The sequence below is a fragment of the Bradyrhizobium sp. genome (genome assembly GCF_049798375.1).
Taxonomy (GTDB): domain Bacteria; phylum Pseudomonadota; class Alphaproteobacteria; order Rhizobiales; family Xanthobacteraceae; genus Bradyrhizobium.
In genome coordinates, this window is record NZ_JBARGP010000747.1 from 1 (window position 1) to 3,205 (window position 3,205).

Annotated in this window: 4 protein-coding genes and 1 pseudogene; 3 read left to right on the forward strand and 2 right to left on the reverse strand. The window is 65.9% G+C overall.

Going from position 1 to position 3,205, the window contains the following annotated elements; translation table 11 throughout:
- A pseudogene (locus WA702_RS28790) lies at positions 1–634 on the reverse strand (hypothetical protein); the annotation flags it as partial.
- 173 nt (positions 635–807) lie between these two features.
- Entirely contained in the window at positions 808–2,004 is a 1,197-nt protein-coding gene (locus WA702_RS28795) for a flavin-dependent monooxygenase (protein ID WP_425113932.1), read from the reverse strand.
- A 67-nt stretch (positions 2,005–2,071) separates the two neighbouring features.
- On the opposite strand from WA702_RS28795, the gene WA702_RS28800 reads away from it, so the two are divergent.
- The 3 genes from WA702_RS28800 (at position 2,072) to WA702_RS28810 (ending at position 3,118) form a co-directional block, all read left to right on the forward strand.
- Positions 2,072–2,194: a hypothetical protein gene (locus WA702_RS28800; RefSeq protein ID WP_425113933.1), complete on the forward strand. Its 123-nt coding sequence runs from the start codon at positions 2,072–2,074 to the stop codon at positions 2,192–2,194.
- Positions 2,195–2,286: 92 nt separating this feature from the next.
- Positions 2,287–2,694 (forward strand): flagellar basal body rod protein FlgC, encoded by a 408-nt coding sequence (locus tag WA702_RS28805; protein ID WP_425113934.1) that lies wholly within the window; start codon positions 2,287–2,289, stop codon positions 2,692–2,694.
- Between the two features lie 193 nt (positions 2,695–2,887).
- On the forward strand, positions 2,888–3,118 hold the full coding sequence (locus WA702_RS28810; protein ID WP_425113935.1) for a hypothetical protein: 231 nt from the start codon (positions 2,888–2,890) through the stop codon (positions 3,116–3,118).
- The last annotated feature ends 87 nt before the right edge of the window (positions 3,119–3,205 follow it).

Here is a 3,205-nt window from a genome sequence, read left to right on the forward strand (position 1 = left end):
GCAGACACAGCACGGCGGCCGCGCGCGCCGCCGGCCGGTGGTCCACCGCGAGGTGCATGACCAGCGCAGCCTTGGCCTCGTCCGGCAGCGTGTGGCCACCCTCGGCGAAGAGACCAACGAGGCTGAACGGATCATCGTCGCTGGCCTCGAGGATCTGATCGAGCGCGCGCTCGATGTCGGCAGGCAGCATGGTCTCCTCGTCCTCGAGACCGAGCTTTGCCGAGATGGCAATGAGCTCGGGCGAGGCCGCGACCTTGGCCTGTTGCAGGGCGCCTCCAAGATAGGCAAGCATGTTGCCGTCGATTTCTCCCGCCTCGGCGCGTGTCACGAGAGCGGCCTGGAAAGTCGCGAGCAGTTCGGCCGCATCTTTGAAGCCGCGCTCGGCCCGAAAACGCGCGCGCTCCAGCAACATCTGCAGCAGGAACAGATAGCCGATCCCGAGAGTCTCATCGTCGCCGGCCGGCGGGATATGCCGGCAGACCCCGTCGGCAGCCGCAAGGAGGTCGACCGGACGCTGTTCCAGGAACTGCTCGATCTCGGGCGTCGGTTGCGGAAGCTGACCGTTGGCGATCGCCTTCGCGATCGTCCTGGCGTGTTCGTCGACGCCGGCGAGTTTCGATCGTGCTTTGGCCATGCGATACTCCTCGACACGAGCTTATCCCGGAAGCACGCGCGAGGCATCGCAAAACCGACGTGTTCCAGCATGAACATGGCAGCGTCGCGCAACAACAATCCGAGCGACAACATGCACCTCTCGGTGACGTCGACGGTGAGCGCAGGCCCGTCGACGCCATCACAGGACGGTCGTCAGACCGCAGCCTCGAGACGGAGGTCGGAGACCGCCGGCATAACGGCGCCCGCGAGCAGCGCCCGGCCCGCCGCCCCGAAATGGCGCTGATGGATCGTGGCGTGCTGCACGGCCGCGTGAAGGTCGCGCATCCGCCGCTGCAAAGGCGAGCTGTCGTACACGGCACTGCCGCCACCGAGCGTAAAGCAGGCATCGGCGGCGCGGGAGCAACTGGTCGCGACCCAGGCGCCGAGCGCGGTCGAGTCGGCCAGCAGCGCTTCGGTCCGCAACGTGCCCGCGACTGCATGGGCCCATAGTCTCGCCGCTCCGCCATTGATTGCGAACTCTGCGGCCACGATGTCGGTCGCGACGCGTCCCAGCTCGTACTGGAACGTCTCGGAGTCGCGCATCGATGTCGTCGCCCGTAGTTGCTGGCGCCCGCTCCCGGCCATTGCCACGAGATCATCGAGCGCGCCCCGCGCGACGCCGACCGAGAAGGCGCAATGGAATAACGGCAGCATCTGCAGGATCGACTGATACAGCGGCCCATCCTGACAGGCGACGCCGTCCGGGAAATCGCAGAAGTGCTCGGGCGGCACCAGCTTGTCCTTGAGCGCGATGTGATGGCTGCCGGTGCCCTTCAGCCCGGCCGCGAACCAGGTGTCCTCGATGATGAACTCGCTCGCGGGCAGCGCGACCGCACGGATCTGCGGCGGACCGCCGACTCCCATCGGTCCCGGCAGCGGCTTGCCATCCCTAGTCATCACGCAGATCACGAACAGCCAATCGGCATGCTGACAGCCGCTGGCGAACGGCCAGCGCCCGTTGACGCGGAAGCCGCCAGGAACCGCTTCTGCGGTGCCGGCGGGCTGCGCCGAACCGCCCGAGATGACATCGGGACCGGACCCATAGATGCACTCCAGCGTCTGCCGCGGCAGGGAGGGCAGCACGATCGTCGACCCGCTGCCGATCATCGCGGTCCAGCCCAGCGATGCATCGATCCGGCCCAACATCGACAAGATCTCGAGACCGAGTGGCAGCTCGAGCTCGAGGCCTCCGAACGTCCGCGGCGCGAACATGCGGAAGACACCGATCGATCGCAGCATCTCGATCACGTCGACGGGAATGCGGCGGACCGCTTCGTATTCCACGCTGCGCGCGCCCAGCGCGGGCGCGACATCGTGAATCCGGGCGGCGATCTCCGCGGCAGCCAGCATCGAACGATCGGAGCCGGCGGCGGATATCATTCCAGCGCGAGATGGCAGGTCGCGAATTGAGTGTTGCATGATCAGCGTGATCTCCGTTGACGAAGCGACCACGCTGAACCGGGCATGTTGCCGCGTGGCTGCCGGACCAGCGGAATTTGGCTACCTCGGTAATCCCGGCACCTTGGTAAACGAAGCGTGACGCGCGTCGCGCGGATTCGGATACGCGCCTTCAGGCTTGCTTATGACCGCTCGCGCTATCTCGCGGCAGGCCTCCCAACGAAGCATCTCTCGATGAGCAACATCTCGACCATCGCATTGTCCGGCATGAACGCGGCGACCCGCCGCCTTGACGTCTCCGCGAGCAATGTTGCGAACGTCAGCAGCACTGGCACCCTGCCGGTCGACGGCACCGTACCGTCAGGCGCACCGCAGGCCTATGTGCCGCTGCAGGTCGTGCAAACCGAAACCGCAACCGGCGGCACGCAGACGTCGGTGACATCTGTGACGCCCTCCACTGTCGCGACGTCGGATCGATCCGCGCCGTTCGCCAACCAGGACGGGCTCGTTGCCGCGCCCAATGTCGACCTCGCGCAGGAAATGGTCAGCCAGCTCGTCGCCAAATACAGCTTCGCCGCCAACGCGAAGGTCATGGCGGCCGACGATCGGATGACGAAGACGCTGCTCGACACGATGGCGTGAGCTCGCGCTGAGCCGGCGCCGCCCGTCATGTCCGGGCAACGAAGGCGCCTGGCTGGATATCGGACGCGGGCATGCGTGCACAAGCATGACTTGTATCAAACCGCATGCGATGTCGCGATGATTGTAGCAGCGACGGCGCGGTCCGACACACGCGCGCCATATGCCCGCGCTACGAATCAGGCCGGAATGCCTCATGGGGGATCATATGGCCGACAATGAACTCGAAATCCTGACCAACGCGCGCGGGGTGTTGCTTGAGCTTCGCCGGAATTTCGCCAAGACCATCGCAGCCGGTTACAAGAGCGGCGAGACCGAAACCGCCATCAAGAGCCTCATCGAAGCCCAGCATGCCATCGACGTGATCGACCATGCGGCTGACGAGCTGGAAGACGCCGAAGAGGAGGAGGAAGACGACGAGGAGTGACATCATCAATTGATGACCCGTCACCGTCGGAGTCGCGCCCTCGTCCGCCGCGCTCCGCCGTCGCGCGGCGCGCTATCGGCCCGCGAC

Coding starts and splice junctions, on each gene's coding strand:
- WA702_RS28795 (WP_425113932.1), bottom strand. CDS start 2,004: ATGCTGGCTGCCGCGGAGATCGCCGCCCGGATTCACGATGTCGCGCCC.
- WA702_RS28800 (WP_425113933.1), top strand. CDS start 2,072: ATGATCAGCGTGATCTCCGTTGACGAAGCGACCACGCTGAACCGGGCA.
- WA702_RS28805 (WP_425113934.1), top strand. CDS start 2,287: ATGAGCAACATCTCGACCATCGCATTGTCCGGCATGAACGCGGCGACC.
- WA702_RS28810 (WP_425113935.1), top strand. CDS start 2,888: ATGGGGGATCATATGGCCGACAATGAACTCGAAATCCTGACCAACGCG.